4 protein-coding genes and 1 pseudogene are annotated in these 3180 nt (G+C 73.9%); all 5 read left to right on the top strand.

What is annotated here, in order from left to right; genetic code table 11:
* Window positions 1–480: acyl-CoA dehydrogenase family protein (locus tag ACWJ6R_RS33120; RefSeq protein WP_449065997.1), on the top strand; the 480-nt coding region annotated here is incomplete at its 5' end.
* Window positions 477–1631, top strand: a complete 1155-nt coding sequence (locus tag ACWJ6R_RS33115; protein ID WP_449065996.1) for an acyl-CoA dehydrogenase family protein — start codon at window positions 477–479, stop codon at window positions 1629–1631. The genes ACWJ6R_RS33120 and ACWJ6R_RS33115, both read left to right, overlap by 4 nt.
* Before the next feature lie 170 nt (window positions 1632–1801).
* A pseudogene (locus tag ACWJ6R_RS33110) lies at window positions 1802–1873 on the top strand (hypothetical protein); the annotation flags it as partial.
* 101 nt (window positions 1874–1974) lie between these two features.
* The gene (locus ACWJ6R_RS33105; protein WP_449065995.1) at window positions 1975–2718 is read left to right on the top strand and encodes a Zn-ribbon domain-containing OB-fold protein; all 744 of its coding nucleotides are present in this window, start codon (window positions 1975–1977) and stop codon (window positions 2716–2718) included.
* Entirely contained in the window at window positions 2718–3128 is a 411-nt protein-coding gene (locus ACWJ6R_RS33100) for a MaoC/PaaZ C-terminal domain-containing protein (RefSeq protein WP_449065994.1), read from the top strand. The genes ACWJ6R_RS33105 and ACWJ6R_RS33100 overlap by 1 nt, the downstream gene beginning before the upstream one ends.
* Window positions 3129–3180: the final 52 nt, after the last annotated feature.

Below are 3180 nucleotides of genomic sequence, written 5' to 3'. Positions count from 1 at the left end.
CCGACCGGTCGGCCCGGCCGGGGAGGGGGCGGGGAGGCGCTGCGGGGCCTGCGCCGCCTGGCCGACGCGGGGGCCGTCGCCACCGCCTCCGGCGTGCTGGCCGGAGCCCTGGCGCTGACCACCGGCTACATCGGGACACGCAGGCAGTTCGGCCGGGCGCTGGCCGAGTTCCAGGCGGTGACCGTGCAGATCGCCGACGTCTACATCGCCGGAAGGGCCTTGGACGTGGCCCTCTGGTCGGCGGTCTGGCGGCTGGCGGAGGGGCCGCCCGAGGAGGCCGAGGCCGACCTGGACGTGGGCGCGTTCACCGCGGCCGGCCCCGCGCTGCAGGCCCTGTACACCTGCCAGCACCTGCACGGCGGGATCGGGCTGGACGTGACCTACCCGCTGCACCGCTACTTCGCCTGGGCCAGGCACCAGGCCCACCTGCTGGGCGGGGCGGAGGCCCGGCTCGACCGGATCGGAGCGCTCACCGGATGATGATCGACCTGACCGCGGAGCAGAAGCGGCTCCGCGACGAGCTGCGCGAGTACTTCCAGGGCTGCCTGACCGCCGAGGAGCGCGCGAAGATCGCCGCCGACCCGTTCGGCGACGCCTACATGGAGCACTGCCGGCGTCTCGGCCGCGACGGCAGGCTCGGCCTCGGCTGGCCGAAGGAGTACGGCGGCGGCGGGTACGGCCCGCTGGAGCAGCAGATCTTCGCCAACGAGATCGCGCGCGCCGAGGTGCCCTACCCGCTCATCACCGTGCAGACCGTGGGACCGACCCTCATGCAGCACGGCACGCCCGCGCAGAAGGACTTCTTCCTCCCGCGCATCCTGGCCGGGGAGTGCCACTTCGCGATCGGCTACAGCGAACCCGAGGCGGGCACCGACCTGGCGTCCCTGCGCACCACGGCGGTCCTCGACGGCGACCACTACGTGGTCGACGGGCAGAAGACGTTCACCTCGGGCGCCCACTACGCGCACCACATCTGGCTGGCCGCCCGTACCGATCCGGCGGCCAAGCGGCACCGCGGCATCACGATGATGATCGTCGACTGCGCCGACCCCGGTTTCTCCTGGACGCCGATCGTCACCATGGACGGGCGGCACCACACCAACGCCACCTACTACTCCGGGGTGCGCGTGCCGGTTGACATGGTGGTGGGGGAGGTGAACCGGGGCTGGGACCTGATCGTCGACCAGCTCAACCACGAGCGGGTCACGCTCGGCCCGGCGGGCAACCTCGGCCGCCTCCACGACCGGTTCCTGGACTGGGCGCGGGGCGCGGGGCTGGACGGTGAACCCGCGGTGCGCCGCGCGCTCGGCCGCCTCCACGTGCTCTTCCGCACCAACGAGCTGCTCAACTGGCAGGTCGCGGCGGGCATGGACCGAGGCTGGCTGGGCGCCCCGGACGCCTCCGCCACCAAGATCTACGCCTCGGAGGCCATGCAGGAGGCCGGTCGCCTCCTCGGCGACGTCCTGGCCCGCTTCGGGGACCTGTCGGACCCGGAGACGGCGGAGTTCGCCGACCGGCTCGACCGCCTGGCCAAGGGCGCGCTGGTGCTGACCTTCGGCGGCGGCGTCAACGAGGTGCAGCGCGAGCTGATCGCGATGCTCGGGCTGGGCCTGCCGAGGCCGCCCCGGTGAGCGCGGTGGAGAACGCGGCGCAGGACGCGGGGGAGAAGGCTGTGAAGGCCACGGCGGAGAAGGCGGCGCAGGACGCGGCCCTGCATGAGCGGCTGACGAGGCTCGCCGGCGAGCGGATCGCGGCCGGCGAGGTACGGGGGAGCCCCGCGGCGGATCCGGTGAACGTCCCGATGATCCGGCGGTGGGCGGAGGCCATGGGTGACGCCAACCCGGTCTACACCGACGCCGGGGCGGCCGCCGCGAGCGTGCACGGCGGGATCGTGGCGCCCCCGGCGATGATCCAGGTCTGGACGATGCCGGCCGGGGCGGGGGAGCGCCGCGGGCGGCCACCCCGGTCGAGGACGTGCTGGGCCTGCTCGACGGCGGGGGCTACACCGGCGTGGTCGCCACCGACTGCGAGCAGACCCACCACCGCTATGTGCGTCCCGGGGAGCGGCTGGTCCCGGCCACCCGGCTGTCCGCGCTGTCCGGGCCGAAACGGACGGCGCTGGGCGAGGGCTACTTCGTCACCTGGAACGTCACCTGGTACTCCGAGGGACCGGCCGACGCCACCGAGGCCGCAGGGCGTACCGAGGCCGCGGGGCGCGCCGGGTCCGCCGGGCCCGTAGGAGAGGCCGTCGCCGAGATGCTCTTCCGGGTGTTGAAATTCCGCCCCGGGAAGAGGGAGACCCCACCCGGGGAGCGGAAGCCTTACCCGCTGAGGCCCGCCGTCAACGAGGACACGGAGTTCTTCTGGGAGGGTGTGGCCGCGGGCGAGCTCCGGATCCAGCGGTGCGCCGACTGCGGCGGATTGCGGCACCCGCCCGGACCGGTCTGCCCCTCGTGTCGCTCGACCGCCCGGACCTACACGGTCGCGGGCGGCGATGGAGAGGTCTACAGCCACGTCGTGCACCATCACCCCCCGGTCCCCGGGCGGGAGGCGCCCTTCGCGGTCGCCGTGGTCCAGCTGCCGGAAGGAGTGCGGATGGTGGGCAACGTGGTGGACTGCCCCGTCTCGGAGGTGCGCATCGGCATGCCGGTGCGCGTGACGTACCGCCGGATGGACGACGAGCTCGTCCTGCCCGTGTGGACTCCCCGGGAGCCGTGATGCGGAGGACACTGACCGAGGGCGAGGTCGAGGTCGGGGTCGTCCTGCCCGAGCTGTCCCTGGAACTGACCCCGACGACGGTCGTCTCGACCGCGCTGGCGACGATGGACCTCACGCCGGTGCACCACGACCCGGCGAGCGCCCGCGCCCAGGGCGGCAAGGACGTCTTCCTCAACATCCTGACCACGATGGGGCTCGTCGAGCGCTACGTCACCGACTGGGCCGGACCCGAGGCGCTGGTCCGCGGGATCAAGGTCAGGCTCGGCGTCCCCGCCTACGCGGGGGACACGCTGACCTTCACCGGCGGCGTCGTCGGCCACGGGGACGGCGAGTTCACGGTCGAGGTGCGGGGCAAGGTCAGTCTCGGCGACCACGCCTCCGGCACCGTCCGCCTCGCCCTGCCGCGCTGACCCCGCCCGTTCCCCGTCCCCGTCCCCGCCCGCACCCCGTCCCCGCCCGCAC

It is taken from the genome of Planomonospora algeriensis, from assembly GCF_977012225.1.
The sequence above is the reverse complement of the archived record's forward strand: the minus strand, read 5'-3'. Positions and strand labels throughout refer to the sequence as shown.

Coding starts and splice junctions, on each gene's coding strand:
- ACWJ6R_RS33115 (WP_449065996.1), top strand. CDS start 477: ATGATGATCGACCTGACCGCGGAGCAGAAGCGGCTCCGCGACGAGCTG.
- ACWJ6R_RS33100 (WP_449065994.1), top strand. CDS start 2,718: ATGCGGAGGACACTGACCGAGGGCGAGGTCGAGGTCGGGGTCGTCCTG.